At 61.5% G+C, this 19,422-nt stretch carries 15 protein-coding genes and 1 tRNA gene; 8 read left to right on the forward strand and 8 right to left on the reverse strand.

Going from position 1 to position 19,422, the window contains the following annotated elements:
• Window positions 1-37: 37 nt before the first annotated feature.
• The gene (torT, locus tag E4662_RS02325; protein WP_240705097.1) at window positions 38-1,081 is read right to left on the reverse strand and encodes a TMAO reductase system periplasmic protein TorT; all 1,044 of its coding nucleotides are present in this window, start codon (window positions 1,079-1,081) and stop codon (window positions 38-40) included.
• 122 nt (window positions 1,082-1,203) lie between these two features.
• Between torT and E4662_RS02330 the strand changes: the two genes are divergently transcribed.
• Window positions 1,204-4,050 carry a sensor histidine kinase gene (locus tag E4662_RS02330; protein WP_168797872.1) on the forward strand — a complete coding sequence of 949 codons (2,847 nt, stop codon included), beginning with the start codon at window positions 1,204-1,206 and terminating at the stop codon, window positions 4,048-4,050.
• Here the strand turns inward: E4662_RS02330 and E4662_RS02335 are convergent.
• A complete protein-coding gene (locus tag E4662_RS02335) occupies window positions 4,031-4,723 on the reverse strand; it encodes a response regulator (protein WP_136439653.1) in 693 nt (230 codons plus the stop codon). The two genes, E4662_RS02330 and E4662_RS02335, sit on opposite strands and share 20 nt — an antisense overlap.
• Window positions 4,724-4,948: 225 nt before the next feature.
• Here E4662_RS02335 and E4662_RS02340 point away from each other — a divergent pair, with 225 nt between their 5' ends.
• The 3 genes from E4662_RS02340 to E4662_RS02350 all read left to right on the forward strand — a co-directional run bounded on the left by E4662_RS02340 (window position 4,949) and on the right by E4662_RS02350 (window position 9,019).
• A complete protein-coding gene (locus E4662_RS02340) occupies window positions 4,949-5,857 on the forward strand; it encodes an ABC transporter substrate-binding protein (protein ID WP_240705124.1) in 909 nt (302 codons plus the stop codon).
• Window positions 5,858-5,994: 137 nt separating this feature from the next.
• Window positions 5,995-7,023, forward strand: coding sequence for a quaternary amine ABC transporter ATP-binding protein (locus E4662_RS02345; RefSeq protein WP_136439655.1), 1,029 nt, complete (start codon window positions 5,995-5,997; stop codon window positions 7,021-7,023).
• Between the two features lies 1 nt (window position 7,024).
• On the forward strand, window positions 7,025-9,019 hold the full coding sequence (locus tag E4662_RS02350) for an ABC transporter permease (protein WP_136439656.1): 1,995 nt from the start codon (window positions 7,025-7,027) through the stop codon (window positions 9,017-9,019).
• Between the two features lie 153 nt (window positions 9,020-9,172).
• Here the strand turns inward: E4662_RS02350 and E4662_RS02355 are convergent.
• Together E4662_RS02355 and E4662_RS02360 are read right to left on the reverse strand one after the other, a co-directional pair.
• Window positions 9,173-9,249: transfer RNA gene (locus tag E4662_RS02355), tRNA-Arg, on the reverse strand.
• A gap of 63 nt (window positions 9,250-9,312) precedes the next feature.
• Window positions 9,313-9,774 (reverse strand): GNAT family N-acetyltransferase, encoded by a 462-nt coding sequence (locus E4662_RS02360; protein WP_136439657.1) that lies wholly within the window; start codon window positions 9,772-9,774, stop codon window positions 9,313-9,315.
• 381 nt (window positions 9,775-10,155) lie between these two features.
• On the opposite strand from E4662_RS02360, the gene gspD reads away from it, so the two are divergent.
• The 3 genes from gspD to E4662_RS02375 are packed head-to-tail and all read left to right on the forward strand — an operon-like array spanning window position 10,156 to window position 14,667.
• Complete coding sequence (gspD, locus tag E4662_RS02365; protein ID WP_240705098.1) at window positions 10,156-12,003, forward strand: type II secretion system secretin GspD; 1,848 nt, start codon at window positions 10,156-10,158, stop codon at window positions 12,001-12,003.
• Window positions 11,939-13,462, forward strand: a complete 1,524-nt coding sequence (locus E4662_RS02370) for a GspE/PulE family protein (protein ID WP_136439658.1) — start codon at window positions 11,939-11,941, stop codon at window positions 13,460-13,462. The genes gspD and E4662_RS02370 overlap by 65 nt, the downstream gene beginning before the upstream one ends.
• A complete protein-coding gene (locus E4662_RS02375; RefSeq protein WP_136439659.1) occupies window positions 13,459-14,667 on the forward strand; it encodes a type II secretion system F family protein in 1,209 nt (402 codons plus the stop codon). The genes E4662_RS02370 and E4662_RS02375 overlap by 4 nt, the downstream gene beginning before the upstream one ends.
• 2 nt (window positions 14,668-14,669) lie before the next feature.
• Here the strand turns inward: E4662_RS02375 and E4662_RS02380 are convergent, their stop codons facing one another.
• The gene (locus tag E4662_RS02380) at window positions 14,670-15,158 is read right to left on the reverse strand and encodes a hypothetical protein (protein ID WP_136439660.1); all 489 of its coding nucleotides are present in this window, start codon (window positions 15,156-15,158) and stop codon (window positions 14,670-14,672) included.
• A 111-nt stretch (window positions 15,159-15,269) separates the two neighbouring features.
• On the opposite strand from E4662_RS02380, the gene E4662_RS02385 reads away from it, so the two are divergent.
• Window positions 15,270-15,782: an outer membrane protein assembly factor BamD gene (locus tag E4662_RS02385; protein WP_136439661.1), complete on the forward strand. Its 513-nt coding sequence runs from the start codon at window positions 15,270-15,272 to the stop codon at window positions 15,780-15,782.
• A 1-nt stretch (window position 15,783) separates the two neighbouring features.
• Here E4662_RS02385 and E4662_RS02390 read toward each other — a convergent pair whose 3' ends face one another.
• From E4662_RS02390 to E4662_RS02400, 3 genes are all read right to left on the reverse strand, one after another.
• Complete coding sequence (locus E4662_RS02390; RefSeq protein WP_136439662.1) at window positions 15,784-16,995, reverse strand: tetratricopeptide repeat protein; 1,212 nt, start codon at window positions 16,993-16,995, stop codon at window positions 15,784-15,786.
• Window positions 16,992-18,545, reverse strand: coding sequence for an SEL1-like repeat protein (locus E4662_RS02395; RefSeq protein ID WP_136439663.1), 1,554 nt, complete (start codon window positions 18,543-18,545; stop codon window positions 16,992-16,994). The genes E4662_RS02390 and E4662_RS02395 overlap by 4 nt, the downstream gene beginning before the upstream one ends.
• A gap of 94 nt (window positions 18,546-18,639) precedes the next feature.
• Window positions 18,640-19,398 (reverse strand): prepilin peptidase, encoded by a 759-nt coding sequence (locus tag E4662_RS02400; protein ID WP_136439664.1) that lies wholly within the window; start codon window positions 19,396-19,398, stop codon window positions 18,640-18,642.
• Window positions 19,399-19,422: the final 24 nt, after the last annotated feature.

A 19,422-nucleotide genomic window follows, 5' to 3' on the forward strand; every position in this document is an offset into this window, starting at 1 on the left:
CCGCGCACAGGGCCCCGCGCATCACAGCGAATGCGGGTTACTTGAGCTCAAAGATTGGTACGAACGTCGGCGGAGCCAATGTCTCGCGCATGGAATCGTTTGTCAGTGTGGCCTGATTGAACAGGGAAATTCTGGGCCCCGCGTGGGGCAGGTCCAACTCCCCTTCGATGGCGCGAACAGCCTGTTCGATGGCCAGTCGCCCCTGAAGAACCGGGTGATCGGACGGGGCGGCAATGATCCTGCCCCGCCGGATCCCGCGATAGACCGCATGGGTCATGTAGTCGGAAATGACGCCGACCCGATCCTGCAACCCGAGCGCACGCAGGATCGAGACACTGGCCTCCGCCGCCGGGGCAGAGCCGACGATATAGTCAATGTCCGGATGCTCATCGAGCGCTTCCTCAACCAGAAGAACCTGAATTTCGCGTCCGGTGTCTCCGAATTTCGTGGTGACGATGCGGGCAGAGCTGTGTTCAAGCGCGCCGCGAAAGCCTTTCTCCACGAAGCTCACCCATCCCGCCCCCTCCGGGCCGGGAAACCAGGCCACATCGACGGGCGCTGATCCTTTCGGGTGCCGACGGCTCAGAACCTCCCCCGCAGCCCGCCCCATGTCTTCCCAGGACACTCCGGATTTCGCGCTGATCCCGGGATCGGCAATGTCGTTGACGGCAGCAATCACGGGGATGTCCTGCGCGATGGCGGACACTGTTTCAGTCAGACCTTCATAGGACACGGTGCCTACAATCAGAGCATCAACCCCGTGGTCCGTGCAATTTTTGATCTGTTGGATCTGGCGGTCCACATTTGGGTATCCACCCGCCTCGACCAGACGGAAAGTAACGCCAAGCCGACGCGCTTCTTCGACCATTCCGTAGTTCACGCTGAGCCAGTAAGCGTCCTTGAGGTGGGGGAACGAGACGCAAATCCGCCAGGCCTCACGCGCAGAGGTCAGGGGTTGATAGTCGATGGCACGGGATGGGCTGTCATAGTTGAAGGGCACGGCTGGCGCCTGAAGCGGCCAAGTCTCCGCCATGGCCATGGCAGGGAGGCACAGACCGACGAGGATGCTCTTGAGTGACATTCGGGAACCTCTCCTTGTCACGCGATCATAGGAGGACAGTTGTGTTTGGCAAAGGCATCCGTTGCTGTTTATGCTCATTCATGCCCAAGGAACCCGGCCTGCGTTTTGGCTTAGGAAGCCGATTGATCCTCGCGTTTCTGGTGATTGCCGGTCTGCCGACAATTGCCGGCATCCTCGGCATGATCGAACTGCGCAGCCTTGCCCGGGCCCAGACGCAGGTCATCAACCAGACAATTCCGATTATCTCCGAAGTGCGCGGTATTGCAGAGGAAAGCACGCGTCTTGTTGCGATGGCTCCGGACTTTGCCGATGTCAGCACCCAGAGCCAGCGCACCCGCAGCGCCACGTTCCTTTTGGATCAGGTGCGCGCCCTTGAGCACCGTCTGACCCGGTTGGAAAGCGAGGGGGGATCCGGCTCGGAGCGCCTGCGCGAAACGCTGGCCGAGATCGAGCTTGGGGTTGATCGGTTGAACCGAGTTGTGGGAAGCCGCATTTCCCGGATCGAGGTTCTGCGCGGAAACCTGTCCAAGGCGCTCGACGCCGCGACGGACCTTTTGAACATGGCCGATACGCTTGTTGCCAATGCGGAGATGGGCACAACGGCCGTCATATCCAGCCTGTATGATTTCTCGCCCCCCGCAAGCGACCACGCCGACATGTTGGACAAGCTTCTGGAGGTTGACCTGTTTCAGTTGGGGCTGATGCTGGAGCTCCGGTCCCAGACGGCGGAAATCGGTCTTTTGCTCAACAAGATCGAAGATGCGGCGACACGAGACGACCTCGATGCGATCCGTCAGGACTTGCAAAACCGGCTTGCAGTGGTGTCGCGCCGGACACAGGCTATCCGTGATCCCGGCCGCTCCGAACAGGCAGGACAGCATCTCGAAACCCTGACGGCGTTGACCACTCGTGATGGGGTGTTTGACCTCGCGGACTCCGTGTTGGAAGGGCGCGAGCAGAGCACGCTTCTCCAGACAGACCTGCAAAACGTGGCCAATCAGATTGGTCGCGAGGCAGATGCCCTTGCCGATATGTTTCAAGCGCAGGCCATCGAAGCAGGCGACATGGCGGCTCAGAGCGTCCGCACGGCACAAATACGAAACGGGGTCGCGGCGGTGGCGGCGTTTGGTCTCTCCCTCGCTGTCTTGTGGTTCATCATTCGCGGCACGATCACACGGAGATTGGATCGGATCTCTGGCGGCATGGCGGCACTGGCCGGGGGCGATATGAACCGCAAAGTGTCAGTGCGTGGATCCGATGAGATCGGTCAGATGGAGGAAGCGGTGGAGGTCTTTCGGCAACAGGCAATTGCCAACCGGCAACTTTTGCGTGAGCGCGACCTGGCCGAGCGGGAGCTGGTGGCGCATCGCAACAACCTGCAAACGCTGGTTGCCGAACAGACGGAGCAGCTGAAACGCGAAGTCGAAGCCCACGACGCCGCAAGGCAAAAGGCCGAGGCCGCCGATCAGGCAAAGTCGGAGTTTCTGGCCATGATGAGCCATGAAATCCGAACACCGATGAACGGTGTTCTGGGCATGTTGCGCGGACTTGGCGAAGACCGCCTGACAGACCGGCAAAACAACAGGCTCCGTACCGCCATCGCCTCCGGGCAGAACCTGCTTGAGATCCTCAATGGCATTCTCGATTTCTCGAAAGTCGAGCACGATCGGGTGGTTACAGACAACGAAACCTTCTCCCCACGTGTTCTGTTTGAAGACATTACAACGCTGATGCAGCCAAGCGCGGCCGAGAAGGGATTGGACCTGTGGCTGGACCTTCCCGATGACATCCCGGCGGCCGTTGTGGGCGATATTGGCAAATTGCGTCAGATCCTGTTCAATCTGCTGTCCAATGCCGTCAAATTCACCACGGAAGGCGAGGTCATCCTGCGTTTGCGCATAGGCGCGGCCTCACCCGGCCGGACCCGGATGACAATTGAAATCAGCGACACAGGAGTCGGCATTTCCGAAGACGCACAAGCCCGCGTATTCGATGCCTTCGAACAGGAGGACGGCACCACGACCAGAACCTTCGGAGGAACCGGGCTGGGCTTGAGCATCTGCAAACGACTGGCAGAGGCGATTGATGGACGATTGAGTGTTGAAAGCACAAAGGGCGTAGGATCGGTGTTCACGCTGGTTGTGGACATGCATGTCGGGGAGGTTGCCGATCTCGAAACGCGAAGCGAGCCGCAGATCCTGCCTGTCACGCAGAACCCTCTGAAAACACTGGTTGTTGAAGACAACGAAATCAACCAGATGGTGGCCAAAAGCTTCCTTGAGCGCATGGGTCATGGCTGTGTTTGCGTGGCCAGCGCCGAGGAGGCTTTTGTCCGGCTTGAGGAAGAGGACTTCGATGTCATCCTGATGGACGTGAACCTGCCCGGCATGTCCGGCACCGAGGCCACAAGACGGCTGCGCGCCCACCCCCGCTTTTCAGACCTGCCGGTAATCGGGATCTCCGCCCATGTCATGGAGGAAGAGGTCACATCACAACTCGACGCCGGAATGACCTGCTTTGTTGCAAAGCCGATTTCTCCGGTTCGACTGGAGCAGGCTCTGAGCGACGTGGCCGCTGGCCGCAAAAGGAGCGTCTTTCCGTCTACCCGGCCACAACATGTGGCGGAACAGTCGGTGCATGATGTCCTAAGGGAAAACGTGGTGGATTTTGGAGCGGAGGCCACGCGCCGTATCGCAGGCATGTTCCTGGAACAGGTGGAAGTAGACCAACAGAGACTGCGCGAGGCCATTCTCTCAGGTCAAACATCAGCGGCGTCAAAAATCGCCCATCGCATGAAAGGCGCTGCCGGGAATTTCGACTTCTATCCACTCATGAACATGCTGGCGCGCATCGAAAACAGCCCTTCAGAAGACAGTCTCGAAGGGCTTGCGGCCGAAATTGACACGGTTTGCGCGGAGTTGTCGGAGGCCCTGGCAGCGCTTCAGGACGTCAGTTCAGCCGCCCGGTAAAGACATAGCCTTCGCCATGGGCCGTGGTGATCAGCTTCGGAGTGGCGGGGTCCGGTTCCAGCTTGCCACGCAGCCTGCGGATCAGAACATCCACGGTACGCGGGTTGGTGCCAAATTTCCGGTGCGTGACAATTGTCATCAATGCCTCCCGCGTCACGACCCCGCCGGCCTTGGAGATAAGCAGGTTCAGCACTTCGTATTCCGCGCGCGTCAGCGGAACATCCTCGCCCTCGGGATTGGTCAGCCTGCGGGTTTCGCGTTCAAATTCAAACCCTTCGAACCTGACAACCCGGCGAGAGAGGCGGCGCGCCTCGGCAGTGCGGTGAAGAAGGTTCCTGATCCGGGCAAGCAGTTCGCGCCGGTTGAACGGTTTGCAGACATAGTCATCAGCCCCCATTTCCAACCCGACAATGCGGTCCACATCATCGTCGAGCGCGGTCAGCAGAATGATCCCGATGCTTGATTTCGCCCGCTGTTCGCGGGTGATCTGCAATCCGGACTTGCCTTCCAGCTTCACGTCAACGATCAGCAGATCAAAGTCCGAGCCCTCGAGCGACGCCTCGGCAACTTCCGCGGACTCCGCCTCGACAACGTCATACCCCTGTGCCTCCAGATAGCTGGCCAGCGTCGCACGGGTCACGGCCTCGTCTTCTATGATGAGGATTCTGTCCATCACCGGGTTTGCCTCGATAGATTTCACTCTCTGTTAACATTTTTTAACAACAGGAGACAAGTCGTTCATCCGCTCGGGCTGACCTGTTCACATTCGCTTCTTAGTTTCTCCATGGGAAGCGCCGCTTCCGACTTGCATGACCACCTGCTCAATCGGTGGCATTCCATCAGGGAGAAATACATGAATTTCCGAGCCAATTTGCTTGCCAGTACAGCCGCTCTGTCCATGACGGCCACGGTCGGGTTTGCGGAGGATTCGTCCGACCCGATCGTCATTCCGATCCACAACTGGTCCAGCCAAATCGTCATGTCCAACGTGGTTGGGCAAATCTTCGAAGAGATGGGCAACAACGTTGAATACGTCACAACAGACAGCCAGGCCGTCTATGAATCCGTGCGGTTGGGTGATGTCACGCTGGAGCTTGAAGTCTGGGAAGGGGCCTTTGGCGCCTCGTTCCGCGCCGCTCTGGAAAAGGGCGGACTGCATGATGCCGGTGACCACAATGCGGTGACGCGTGAGGACTGGTGGTACCCGATGTGGACCAAGGACGCCTGCCCCGGACTGCCCAGCTGGGAAGCCCTGAACGAATGCGCCAGCGTCTTTGCCACCGCCGAAACCGGCGGGAAAGGCCGCTATCTTGACGGTCCGGTAGACTGGCTCAAGCACGGCAAGGAGCGTGTCGAAGCGCTGGGTATGGATTTTGTCGTGATCAACGCAGGCTCCGCCGCCGCGCTCTGGGCCGAGATCGGGGCCGCCGAGGCCGACAAGACACCTGTCGTTGTCTTCAACTGGACCCCCAACTTTGCCGAGGCCGTCTGGCCCGGCGAGTTTGTCGAGTTCCCCGAATGGGTGGACGGCTGTGACAAGGATCCGTCGGTCGGGCCAAATCCGGACGCGCTCTATGATTGCGGCAACCCGGCACAGGGTTATCTGAAGAAAGCCGCCTGGGACGGTATGAAAGACAAGTGGCCGGATGCCTATGCGACGCTGACCAAGGTCTCGTTCACCAATGCCCAGATCGCGGAAATGGCAAAGCTGGTCGATGTGGATGAGCTTGAGCCGGAAGAGGCCGCCGCCGAGTGGCTGGAAGCCAACGAAGATGTCTGGAGAGGCTGGCTGCCCAGCGGATCCTGATCCCCGGCGATCAATGACCCCTGCCCTGTCCGGGCCGCATCCGGGCAGGGCATTCAACATTTCTGCGCCTCGTGACGGAACGGGGCCAAAAAACAAGCGGCCTGCCCCATGACCGCTTGGCGAGAGAGCACCAAAACATGAGCACACAGACCCCTGTCATTCGTTGTCGCAACGTCTGGAAACTGTTCGGGGCCAACCCGGAACAGTACCTGAAGACCATGCCAGCCGGGCGCAGCTATGAAGACATTCACGCAGATGGCTACATCGCTGGGGTCAAGGATGTTTCCGTGGATGTCGGCCGTGGGGAGATGCTGGTGATCATGGGCCTGTCCGGCTCCGGAAAATCCACGCTGGTCCGGTGTTTTTCACGTCTGCACGACATCACGGGCGGCACCATCGAGGTTGAGGGCCAGGACGTGATGGCGCTTTCCGAGAAAGAGCTCATCGAACTGCGCCGCTCAAAAATGGGCATGGTGTTTCAGTCCTTCGGGCTTCTGCCGCATCGCACGGTCCTCGACAACGTGGCCTTTCCCTTGGAAATGCGCGGCCAGAATCGCCATGACCGCCGCGAACGTGCCCTTGAAGTGATCAAGCTGGTGGGTCTTGAAGGACGCGAGGATTACTTTCCCCGCGAACTGTCCGGCGGTCAGCAACAACGCGTGGGCATTGCGCGCTCACTGGCAATCGAACCGGATATCTGGTTTCTGGACGAGCCCTTTTCCGCGCTTGATCCCCTGATCCGGCGCGAAATGCAGGACGAGTTCCTGCGCCTTCAGGAAATGCTGGGCAAGACCATCGTGTTCATTACCCATGATTTTGACGAGGCGCTGCGACTGGCAGATCGCATCGCCATCATGAAAAACGGCGCGATTGAGCAGTGCGACACCCCTGATCAGATTGTTCTCAAGCCCCGTACGCCTTACGTGCGAAAATTCACCGAAGAGATCGAGAAATCGCGGGTTGTGCATGCAGGGGTTCTGGCAAAGCCGATCAACGGCACAGCGGTCGAAGGCGATCCCGTGGCGGGGGATCTGACCATCCACCAACTGGCCCGGCAGCTCGTTGGCGATACACGCGACAACTTGCCCGTGGCGGGCAAGGACGGGGCGCTGATTGGCGTCCTGAACCGGCAGACGGCGCTCGACGTGTTGCTGGGGGACGGCTGAAATGGTCGAGATTGCGTCTCCCATTGCGCCCATACGGCGCTCCGTGTCCTATGATCCGGTCATTATCGCGCTTCTGGGCCTCGCCGCGCTGCTCTGCTTCGCCAAACCGATCCTGCCCGATTTCCTGATCCGTGTCCCCGAAGCCTGGGTGCCGCCCTTGGCAAACTGGCTGGATACTTTTTTCGAGTTTATCAAAGGCGATCTCGACACCGGACGTCCGGGTTTGATCCATCTGACCCGATGGTTTGCCGAAGGTCCGCTGGCGTTTTTGCTTGGTGTGACGGCGAACTTGCTCGAAGGCAAACACCGCTGGCCCTTTTTCGACCCTTTGCCGTGGTCGACGGTGGCGGCGGTTGCGGCTGTGATCGGCTATTACCTTGGCGGTTGGCGGCTGGCGCTTCTGGGCGGCGGGACCTTCGTCTGGACAGCGCTTGTCGGGCAATGGAAGATCGCGATGCAAACCCTCTCGGTGCTCGCGGTGGCTGCGCCTCTGGCATTTCTCATTGGGCTGACCCTCGGCATCATGGCCTGGAAATGGGGCTGGTTCGAAAGGATGATCAAACCCGTTCTGGCGATCCTGCAAACTATCCCCTTCTTCACCTACCTGCTACCAGCGGTCATCTTTTTCAAGGTAGGCCCGACGGCGGGCGCCATCGCCACAACGATCTACGCGATCCCGCCAATGGTGCTCATGACAACGCTCGGGCTCAAGAAAGTCGCCCCGGAGATCATCGAGGCGGGCAAGATGTCCGGCTGCACGCGGCTGCAAATGCTGTTCCGGGTCTTCATCCCCTCCGCCCGCACGGAAATCCTGGTTGGGGTCAATCAGGTGATCATGCTGTGTCTGGCCATGGTGGTTCTGACGGCGTTCATCGGGATGCCCGGCCTGGGTGGCAAACTTCTGGCGATGATGAACAGCTTCAAACTTGGCCGATCCTTCGAGATTGGTGTGACCATTGTATTGGTCGCGATCACGCTGGACCGCATGTCCAAGGCCTGGGTCGTCAAACTGCCCGTGCACCACGAACGTGGCACCCCTTGGCATATTCGGCACAAATATCTGGTCATGGCTGTGGCCGCGTTTGTGTTCTTCCTGCTGCTCAGCCAGTTCGTCGATATCCTCGACAAGGTCGGCCGCAAGCAATCTCTGTCCATGGGTCGCGAGATTGACACTGTTATCAAAGGCGCGCTGGCCATTGATGCCGTGAAGTCCGTGACAGAGACCATCCGGTACGTGCTCAATGTCTGGGTACTGATCCCGTTCCGCAACGCGTTGCTGTGGATCCCGACGCCCGCCTTCATCCTTGTCGTGGTGGCCTTTGCGTGGGGTTTCGGCGGAAAACGCCCAGCGCTTTTTGCGACGGCCTTCTTCACAACGGTTGCCTTTTCGGGCTGGTGGGACCGCTCCGTGATCACGCTCTACTCTGTGATTTCCGCGGTCATCCTGTCGGTCATGATCGGCGTCCCGCTGGGCATCCTTGCGTCCCGGTCAAAAACCTGGGCCACGCGCATTCTGCTGGTTTGCGATACGGCACAGACGTTCCCCAGTTTCATCTACCTGTTGCCCGCGATCATGTTGTTTGGGGTGTCGGACGTGACGGTTGTGCTGTCGATTGTCATTTTCACCACGGTTCCCCTGACCCGTTACACGATCGAAGGCCTGCGGAATGTTCCGGCGGAGATGACGGAAGCTGCCGATATGTCCGGGGCGACGCGCCGCCAAAAACTGCTGAACGTGCAACTTCCCATGGCGCTGCCAACCATGGCCGTCGGGTTCAACCAGGCCATCATGTTCGCATTTTTCATGGTCATCATCGCCGCCTTCATCGGCACCCAGGATCTGGGGCAGGAGTTGCAGCGCACCTTGGCGGGTACGGATTTGGGAAAGAACTTTGTGCTCGGTATGAACGTTGCGCTGATGGCCCTGACCTTCGATCTGACCCTGATGAGCTGGGCCGGGAAGAAGAACAAGATGCTTGGATTGTCGGCCCGCTAACCGGTTCAAAAGGGCGTCGGCAGGCTGCGTTCTGAACGGGCTACAACGGAGGATCAGACCCCTGAAGCGGGTCTGATCGATTGAACGCACGTTGTCAGCAGTTTGCGACCGCCAAGACGCTGAGCCTTTGACCCGGCAACAACTTGAAATGAATGGCGATCCCTGAAGGACTCGAACCCTCAACCTGCTGATTAGAAGTCAGCTGCTCTATCCAGTTGAGCTAAGGGACCGCTACATCTGTACTTGCCGATTTTCGCAGGCGGGGGCAACCGTCGTTGCGAAAAAAGCCGCACTCAGAGCCGAAGGGTCATAAAGACGCTCAGCGGGTCTGACACATAGTCCCCGAACGGCGGGCAGTAGGTGAAGCCCGCAGCCTCGTAGAGACCGCGCGCCGCGGCGAACCCGTCCTCGGATCCGGTCTCGAGAAACGCAGCCTGCGCCTGTGTCTTGCGCGCTTCGTCCAGCAGATGCGCAAGCAACACCGCGCCATACCCCCGGCCCCGCATTTCGCTGGGGACATGCATCGACTTCAACTCGGTCTCTGCCTGGCCCATCGGTTTCAACGCACCAACCGCACAGACGGCACCGCTTTCATCGCGCAGCGCATAGACAGATGCGCCGGACGCGCGCAGCGCCTCGGATGTCATCACATGGCAACTTTCCTCAGGCGTCTGCGCCCGCATTGCCTCGTGATGGCGCTCAAGGATGGCTTCCACGGCGGGATCGGCTGTCTCAACTCGGGTTATGCTGGTCACGTCGCGGCTCCCTCATGTGTTCTCCCGCGCACCCTTGCCGCCGCCAGAGCCGGGTTCAAGCGAAATTGGCGCGGGATGCAAAATTGCAGCACCCTATCGGCGCGCTGCTGCCGAGACAGGCTTTGCGCGTCAAATCTCGTGCCTTTGCACAGGTTTTCGCCTATTGTGCAGAAAAACATATGAGGCGGGGGGCCGCAAAAGGCCGCATACCCCCAGAGCAGAGAGCAGACCATGATGCAGCGCGTGATGCGTCCAAAGCCGGAATCCGGCCGCTACCTGAGTCCAGTTTTTCGGATCTTCGGGTCGAAACCTATTGTTTCTATTGTCCTTTCCCTTTTTCTCCTTCTGGGCACCGCTATTGAGAGCCGTGCACAGGTCACTTTGAACCTGCGCGATGCGGACCTGCGCAACTTCGTCGAGATTGTTTCCGAAGCCACGGGCCGCAGCTTTGTGCTCGACCCCGGCGTGCGCGGCACCGTGACGGTGCTTTCCCCCGAAGAGATGTCAAACGATGCCCTTTACGAGGTGTTTCTGGCGGTGCTGGAGCTGAACCGGCTGACAATCGTCGAAGGCGGCGGAGCGGATCGGATCGTGCCGATGAACACCGCACGCGAGCTGGCCTCCGGCGCGTCGCGCCTGCCCGGCGGCTTTGAAACCCGCGTCATTCGCGTGACCAACATCACGCCGCAGGAAGCCATCGAAGTGGTGCGCCCGTTGCTGCCCTCCGAGGCGATCATCTCTGCCGTCCCGAACTCCAAACGCCTGATCCTATCGGACCGCGCCGCGAATATTGCGCGGATCACCAAGCTGATTGACCAGCTCGACAAACCTTCGGCCAATCAACCGGTGGAAATCATCCGCCTTCAAAACGCCAATGCCGCCGATGTGCTGCAGGTGGTACAATCCATGGAAATCATCGAGCAAGGCGCAGCGGTGAGCGTCGACCGGCGCTCCAATGCGCTGGTGATCTCGGGCTCCGAAGGCATGCGCCACCGCGTGCGTGTTCTGGTTGGCGAGCTGGACCGACAGGGCGACACCGTGGTCAGTCGCGCCATCGCGCTGAACTATGCCGACGCCGCCTCCATCGCCGACGTTGTCACCCGCACGTTGTCCACCGAAGACCCCACGGGCACCCGTGCGCCCATCCGCATCGTGCCGGAGCTTCAGACCAACTCTCTGCTGATCTCCGCCCCGCGCGAGCGCATCAATGAGATCGCGGACATGGTGCGTTACCTGGACAAACGCCCAACGCAGGTTCTGGTCGAGGCCGTGATCTTTGAGATGACCGTCGAGGGCCTCTCGGATCTCTCCGCCCAGTTCGGCGCGGTGCTGAACGACGCGCTCATTGGTGGCACGCAATTCACCCTGCCGGGGCGCTCGTCCCTTGTGAACCTCGTCTCCAGCCTCAACGCCGGCAACACGCCGGATCCGGGTGCGGGCGGCGTGGCCGGGTTCGGCAGACAACGCGGCGATGACGGCTTTGTCGGCCTTCTGACCGCCATCACCTCCGTCAACTCCACACGCCTGCTGTCCACCCCCTCAATCCTGACCCTGAACAATCAGGAAGCGGAAATCGTGGTGGCCCAGAACGTGCCCTTCGTGACCGGCAGCTTCACCACGGTCAGCGAAAGCGCCGTCGAAAACCCGTTTCAGACCATCGAACGGCAGGACGTGGGCCTGACGCTAAACGTCACCCCACAGATCAACGCCGACCGCACCGTGCGCCTGCTGATCAAGCAGGAGGTTTCAAACCTGACCAACTCCAACGCCTCCTCGGGCGGCGAGATCACCACCAAACGCTCTCTGTCGACCGCGGCGCTGGTCAGCGACGGTTCGGTGATCATGCTCGGCGGTCTTTTGGAGAACGGCAACGGCACCGCGCGGCAAGCTGTCCCCGGCCTGTCGAAACTGCCGGTCCTTGGCGCGCTGTTCCGGGGCAAAAATGCCAACCGCAGCCAACGTGTGTTGTTGGTCATGATGCGCCCTCAGGTCGTCTCGAACGACAGCGAAGCCGCCCGCATCAGCCGCCAGCTTGCCCGCAAGGCCAAGCAAACCGCCGCTTCCATCGCGCCGCTGGATGATGGAAAGTACCCGACATCACATATCAACAGCCTGCCCTTCGACGGGGTTGACTTGAACCAACCTTTTGATGCCGGATTCATTGATGACGTCGCCCAAAGCCGAAACTTCCCCCCGCTCCCGGGCCGCCTCCGTTTCGACGGAAAATAGCGGCTCGCTCGGGCACCTGCCGTTTTCCTTTGCGCAGGACCAGCAGGTTGTGTTGGAGGGCGCGCGGGTGACGCTGGGGCCCAATGCCACGCAGCTTGGTCTGCGCGAGGTGCAACGGCGCGTCGGGCTTGATCCGATAGAGGTCATCGAGGTCGACCAGATCGCCTTTGACAAGGCGCTGGCCGATGCCTACCGCGATGGCGAACACAGTGCCGCCGCCGCAGGTGATGACATCAGCTTTGATCTTGAAGAGGCCGAATTTGCCCGCCGCCAGCGTGATCTGCTGGACGAGCCGGGCGACGCCCCGGTGATCCAACTGGTCAACCAACTTCTGCGCCGCGCGGTGCAAAGCGCGGCCTCAGATTTGCATATCGAGCCACACGAAGGCGGTCTTCGCGTGCGCATGCGCATTGATGGTGTCTTGCAGGAAGTTCTGAACCGCCCCGATGTCCCCGTGCGCCGGATTGTCTCGCGCCTCAAAGTCATGGCCGGACTGGACATTGCCGAAACCCGCCTGCCGCAGGACGGGCGCATTCCTCTCTCGCTTGGCGGCAAGGTGATCGACACCCGCGTCAGCTCGCTGCCCGGCCATTATGGCGAGCGCATCGTGCTGCGGATTCTCGACCGCTCTACCGGCTTGATGCCGCTGGTCGATCTGGGCCTTTCAGAGAGCCAGGAGCGGCTGCTACGCCGCCTCGCCGCCTTCCCCAACGGCGTGATCCTTGCCACCGGGCCAACTGGCGCGGGCAAGACGACGACGCTCTATTCCCTGCTGCAACTGGCCGACCGCGACGCGCGCAACATTGTCACCGTGGAAGACCCCATCGAGTACGACCTGCCCGGCGTCAGCCAGAGCCAGATCAACTCCGAGATCGGCATGACCTTTGCCGCCGGTCTTCGCGCCACGCTGCGTCAGGACCCGGATGTGATCCTCGTCGGCGAAATCCGCGATGGCGAAACCGCCAGCACCGCCGCGCAGGCCGCGCTCACGGGACACCTCGTGTTTTCATCCCTACACGCCAACAGCTCTGTCGGCGCCATCGTGCGCCTGCGCGATCTGGGGCTGGAAAACTTCCTCATCGCCGCCACCCTGCGTGGTGTCATCGCCCAACGCCTCCTGCGAAAGCTTTGCCCGCATTGTGCCGAAGCCGAGCCTCTGGCCGAAGAACACGAACGTCTGTTTGATCGCCATCGCATCGCTTTGCCCAATGTCACTTACCACCCAGTTGGATGCCCTGAATGTCAGGGCACAGGCCACGCCGGGCGCATGGGGATTTTCGAGATAACGGAGGTAGACGAACGTCTGCGCACCGCCATCGACGGCGGCGAAAGCGAAGCGGCAATCAAGGCGATTGCCCTCGCGCCCGGCGACACGCTGACCGGACAGGGCCTTCAGGCCGTAGCCGATGGGCGTGTCAGCCTTGAAGAGGCGCTGCGCGTGGTCGGGGACGCCACATGAGAGCCTACAGCTACACGGCCTACACCAGCTCCGGCAAACGCAAGACCGGAACAATTGTGGCCGAGACCGAGGCCCATGCGACAGAACAACTGGCCGAGCAGGACCTGTTCACCTCGGAGCTGACGGAAACCGGCGCGGCCAAAACCGGCAAACGCAGCCTCTTTGCCCGAAAACTGGTGCCGGACTTGCAGGCGGTCTTCACCCGGCAGATGGCGGTGATGTTGGCGGCGGAATTGCCGGTGGATGCCGCTTTGGAGGCCGTCAGAACTGGCGGACATCCGGCGCTTGAAACCGTTGCCGCGCAGGCGCGCGCCGATCTGCTCGACGGCGCGGCGCTCTCGGACGCCTTGGAACAATCGGGCGCAGGCTTCCCCCCCTATTACATCGCCGCCATGCGCGCGGGCGAAGACGCGGGCGAGTTGGCGGCGGTGTTCGGCGAATTGGCGGATCACCTGGAGCAGGAAAACACCGGCAAAGCCCAGATCGCCACGGCGCTGATCTACCCGGCTTTCGTCGCCGCTGTGTCGCTGCTGGTCTGCGGCATTCTCATGGTCAATGTCGCGCCCGAGATTGTGGCGATGTTCGAAATGACCGGCCGCCCGCTGCCGCCTCTCACGGTTTTCGTGATGGGCGTCTCGGACGCAATTCGTGCGCATTGGGAGCTGATTTCATGCGGAGTTGCCGCGCTGATCCTGCTGTTTCTGGCAATCCCTCGCGTGCCAGCCCTGAAACGGGCCAAAGATCGTGTTCTGCTCAAAACCCCGGTGCTCGGGCGTCTGGCGCGGCTCACGGAGGCGGTGCAATACATGCGCACGCTGGCGCTTGTGCTCGGCTCCCGCCACGCGGTTCTGAGCGCGGTGGACAGCGCGGCCTCGGTTCTGACAATCGAGGCGTTTCAGACCGAAGCGCAAGACGTCGGCACCGGCGTGCGGCAGGGGCAAAGCCTCGCCTCCGCCTTGGAATCGCTCAGCATTCTTCCACCCGTATCGCGCCAACTTATTGCGGCAGGAGAGGTTTCTGTGCGCCTGGCCCGCATGACAGACCGCGCCGCCGCATTAACCGAGCACAGATTGACCACAGAACGCAAAAGAATTGCAGCGTTGCTTGAGCCTATGTTGATGATGGTGGTTGGCGGTTTGGTGCTGGTGATCGTTCTGGCGATCCTGTTGCCGGTCTTCGATCTTCAATCCGCCGTGGCAGGCTGACGTTACTCGACGAACTCCAGCAACTCGGGTGCATCGCCGTCGCGGGAGACCCAGACGCCCGCGTCGTCAATGCGCACAACTTCAATACCGTCGCGCAGCATATGACCGGGCCTGACAAGCTGTTCGCCGGTGGCGTGGTTGATCATCGCCCAGGTCACATCCTCCATCTGCACCATGCCCTTGAGCTCATAGCCCAAGGTCTCGAGCGGCGGTTTGGGGGGCTTGGGCGGTTGCGGTTCTTCGCGCGGCGGCGGCGGGGGCGGTGGTGCGGGCGGCTTGGGCGGCTTGGGCGGCTGCGGCTCGCCAAAGACGGCGGGCCAGCCGCGTGGCGGGACTGGCGGGGCCGGTTCTGCCGTTCCGGTATCGCCGTCCGGCACAGCCGCCAAGGCCACTTCCGGCTCGGGCGCATTCACAGCCGTCCAGAGCGCAAACCCCGTTTGCCCGGCGAAAGCCAGTAGCGCAAAGGTCACAATCCACGCCAAGACGCGCATCAAATCCGCCCAAATCAGTGTTCAGCCCGCCGCGCCGTAGACGCATGGACCCGTATTGCCTATACTCCTTTGATAATACGCGACAAGAAACAAGCGTAAAAGAGAGCAGACATGCAGGTAACCTCTATCCTCCGGGCCGGCTTTGCCGGTGTGGCACTGCTGGCGTTGAGCAGTTGTGACGAAACGGCCGTTTCCGGCGGCAGCTTCAAGGCGAAATATGCCGTGGCCCGTGATGCGCTTGAGAACGGTCAGTATGATCGTGCCAAACGCCAGTATCTCGCGCTGATCAAGGAAGCCGGACCGCTGGCTTCGCGACTGCAGCTTGAATATGCCCATGCCGAATTGCGCAGCGGAAACTACGCGCAGGCCGCAAGCATTGCTTCCAATCTGGCCGCCTCCCAAAGCGGCAAGGCGCGCGCCTCTTCTTTGTCCGTACAAGGCACGGCGCAGCACGAACTGGCGCTGGAACTGCTTGCCGAAGGGCAGAAATCCGGCGCGAAAGAGCAACTCAAAGGCGCCGAGAAAGCTCTGGCGACGGTGATCAAGGACCATCCGGATCTCGATCCGATCGGCTCGCTTGCCGGGCGATTGGGCCAAATTCGCAAGACGCTGAAAACGCTCTGACCTACTGCTGAACGCGGGCTTCGGCCATCTTCTGTGCCTCTGCGATCTGGCCGGGTGTCATCCGGCTGGCCAAGGCGGCGCTCAGATCCAAAGCCTGATCAAAACCGGCCGTGCCTGCCAACACCAGCCACATGTAGCCGGTGGCATAGTCCTGCGGCACCACGCGGCCTTCGAAATACATCAGGGCAAGGTTGGTCATGGCCGCCGGGTTCCCGGCCTGCGCCGCTGCATTGAACAGTTGAGCCGCCTGCTGGATGTCGGCGAAGCCCGGGTTTTCGAGCTGCATCAGAATCCATCCGGCGGAAAACAGCGCCAGTGGATCGCGCGCGCGCACACCGTTCTGGATCTTGGCCATGCCCTCTTCGCTCATGTCTGGCGGCAGGATACGCGGATCAAAGACGACGCGGGGCAGCCCTGCGGGCGCGCCGGGCGCTTGAGCGTCCCCGGCTGCCAAGCGGTAAAGCTCATGCGCGCGGGCCTCATCCTGATCCACGCCAAAGCCGTTTTCAAACATGACCCCGAGATTGCGCAGGGCCACGTCCAACCCCTGCGATGCGGCTGACTCGAACAAGGCAACGGCCCGCGCATAATCCTGCGGCACACCCTCACCACGTACATAAAGCAGACCGAGGTTGTTCTGCGCTCGTGCATGGCCGCGTTCCGCCGGGCCTTCATAGAGCGCTTTGGCGCGGAGCAGGTCCTGCGCGACGCCTTTGCCGTTCTGGTACAGGACGCCGAGACTGACGGATGCGTCCTCAAACCCCTGCTCAGCTGCTTTTGCGTAAGCTTCGGCGGCGCGGGCAAAATCTGCCGGGTCTTCGCTGCCGGTTTCCAGCGCCGTGCCATAGTCATGCAAATACCGCGCTTCGCCGGTTTGTGCCGCCTTGGCGAGCCATGAAAGCCCTGCCGCGCGGTTCTGATCGACACCGATGCCGGTAAAGTAATACTGGCCGAGCCGGTGCGCCGCTGCGGCGCTGCCCTGCTCCGCTGCCTTAGTAAACCATGCCGCAGCAGAGGCGTAGTTCTGCAAAACCCCTTCCCCGTTCTCAAGCCGCAGGCCAAGCGCGAATTGCGCAGACACATCGCCGCCGGTCGCAGCTGTCTGAACCTCATTCAACGGGGCCGACTGCCAGCGGTTGCCTTCTTCACTCAAGGTAGGGCTTGCCGAGAGGGCCAGGATCAGCGCCAGCGTGGACGCAATCCTGCGGCTCATTCGCCTGCTCCTGTGGCCTGCGCCGGCGGGCGGGCCTGTTCAAAGAACTGGCGCGCGGCGGTCTGCGCTTCGGCAACCTGTTCGGCGGTCATCAGATCGGCAGCGATCCCGCGCATTTCCAACGCGTCAGAACTGCCGCCAGCGGCCGCAATGTTCAGCCATTTGTGCGCCGTGATATAGTCCTGCTCGACCCCGGTGCCCTTCATGTAGGCCAGTCCAAGCTGATGCTGTGCAACAACATCTCCCGCCTCAGCCGCCGTGGTCAGCAAAGCCGATGCTTCTGCAGGATCGCCGTCGTTAGCCAGCAACCAGAGCGCAAGCGCCGTGCGCGCGGGGCGCAGCCCTTCGTCGGAGCGCGCTTTGAGCCAGGCAAGCGCGGCTTCATCGCCGTTCTGCGCGGCGGCCATAGCCCAGGGTACGGCGCGGTGCGGGGCAAGCAAGCCATCGAGTTTGCCCTCTCCAGCGCGCTGGCCAAGCACCAAAATCGCCTCTTCGCTGCCGGCCTCAACCGCCTTGCGGTAATACTCGACCGCCTTCTCCATATCCCCCGGCTGCCCCTCGAACCCGTCTTCGAGCAGGCGGGCCATTCCCAGCATGGCGCGCGGATACCCGGCATCGGCGGCGCGCGAATAAAACTGCATCGCCAATGCCGGGTTCGGTGTTACCCCGTTGGCGCCGCGAAAGGCATCGGCAAGATCGGTCATGGCCGTCATGTCACCACTGTTTGCCGCCTGTTGTAGCCAGCGTTGACCTTCGCCCAGGTTCTGCTCCAGCCCATCGCCCTTGAGGTACTTCCGCCCCAAAGCGGTCTGAGCCCGAATGAAGCCAGCTTCAGCAGAGCGGCGCAGCCAATTGGCCGCCTGCGCCCTGTCCTGCGCCAAGCCCTGACCGCTATCGAGCGCGAAAGACAGGAAGTACTGCGCTTCCGCATGGCCGCCAGCAGCGGCTTCGGTCAGCCAGCGCACGGCCTGCTCGGTGTTCTGTTCTGCGCCCACGCCGCGCGCGTAGGCGCGGCTCAGTTCGAACATCGCGGACACATTGCCGTTTTCGGCGGAGGCCAGGAACCATGTCACCGCATCCTCGGCGCTTTGCGTAATCCCGGTGCCGCGCGCATAGAGCAGGCCAAGATAATACTGCGCCTCTGAGTTGCCTCGCGCTGCCGCACTCTTGAGCAAGCTCACGGCGCGTTCAGGATTGCGCTCCGGCCCGCCCTGCGCGCCACTGAGGTAGAGCCGGGCAAGCAGAACCATGGCGTCGATCTGATTGGCCGTCGAGGCTTTCTCCAGCCAGTCACGCGCGCCCATCAAGTCCGCCGGACCGCCCCGCCCTTCGATCAACACCCGTCCATAGCGGTACATGGCGAAAGGCGTGCCTTCGGTTTCCGCCAGAGTTTTGAGACCTTCGCGAACCGTCACAAAATCTCCGGCGGCCCAGGCTGCTTCGATCTGGGTCATGGTGAGCGGCTCTTGCGCGGTTTCCTGTGCCAGTGCGGGCAGCGGAGACAGGGCGAGCAGAAGGGTCAGAGGCAATACGGACTTTGAAAAAGGCATGGGTCTCTCGATCGTTTGGTGCGACGCATTCGGGCAAATCGACCCGGCGTCAGGCGGAGCCTAGAGTCAGGGTGCTTCGATTGCAACGCTGACCCTATATCGCCCCGCCAGCCCGGAGAACCCAGAGCACGGCCGCCGCCGCGCAAAGGGCAGCACCGAACGGCAATCGCTGATCTGCTCTGATCTGCCCCGCGCGCAGAACCAGCGCCGCGATCAACCCGCCGAGAGAGGCGATCAGGACCAGAAGCGGCAGATCGAACGGCCCGGCAAAGGCTCCGAGGCCAGCCATCAGTTTGACATCCCCGAGCCCAAGCCCTTCGCGCCCCCGCAAGGTCCGATAAAGAACGCGGATCAGGAAAAAGGCCCCGCTGCCGAGGCAGGCACCGATCAGCGCCAACTGCAAGGATCCGGCAAACCAGGCCAGAGCCAGGGCCAGCACCAACAGCATCGCGTTCAATACATCAGGCAGGCGCATCCAAAGCGCGTCTGCAAACCCAAGTGCCAGAAGCACCCACAAAAACCCTGCCGTCAGCCAGAGGGTCAGACCTGACGCCCCAGAGGCCACCGCGCAGACGCCCACACCCAGTGCGGCGATTTCGATATAGAGAAGCCATGCGGGCAGAGCTGCCCGGCAGCTACGGCACCGCCCGCCGTTCAGGGCAAACGACAAAATCGGGATCAGATCGCGCGCGGCAAGCCGGGTGCCGCAGGCACGGCACGCAGACGGACGGGTCACCACATTTTCCCCGCGCGGCAGACGATCCACCAGCACCCCGAGGTGCGAGCCGATAAAGGGCGACAGGATGATGAGCAGCGCGGCTTGGGTCACTGTGTCGATTTCGGGGCTGGTCATCCGGGGGGACTTGGTGCGAGGAAT

The sequence above is a fragment of the Pacificoceanicola onchidii genome (assembly GCF_004804335.1).
Classification (GTDB): domain Bacteria; phylum Pseudomonadota; class Alphaproteobacteria; order Rhodobacterales; family Rhodobacteraceae; genus Pacificoceanicola; species Pacificoceanicola onchidii.